The 354-nt window shown below is 43.8% G+C and carries 1 pseudogene; it reads right to left on the reverse strand.

What is annotated here, in order from left to right:
• A pseudogene (locus tag AB4585_RS24580) lies at window positions 1-354 on the reverse strand (sodium-dependent transporter); the annotation flags it as partial.

The following is a 354-nucleotide window of genomic DNA, read 5'->3' on the forward strand; positions in this document are numbered from 1 at the left end:
ACAGAGAAGATCATGATACCTGCAAGGATAGAGAAGCCACAGTTAATCAATACCGTCATAAAGGCGTTGTTATTGATGTCTGATTTCTCAGGCAGGTAGCTTGAGTAAGCAAGCATGATTGCAAAGCCGATACTTAGAGTAAAGAAGATCTGACCGTAAGCCGCTGCCCATACTTTAAGATCCATGATCTTGCTGAAGTCTGGTTCAAACAGGTAGTTGATGCCGTTTAGTGCACCCGGTAGGAAGATAGTACGACCAATGAGTACTAACACCATGATGAACAATACTGGCATCATGATTTTAGCTGCGCGCTCGATACCAGACTTAACACCACCTGCAATGGCTGAATAAGTG

This window comes from Vibrio sp. 10N.222.49.C9 (genome assembly GCF_041474985.1).
In the GTDB taxonomy this organism is placed as follows: domain Bacteria; phylum Pseudomonadota; class Gammaproteobacteria; order Enterobacterales; family Vibrionaceae; genus Vibrio; species Vibrio crassostreae_C.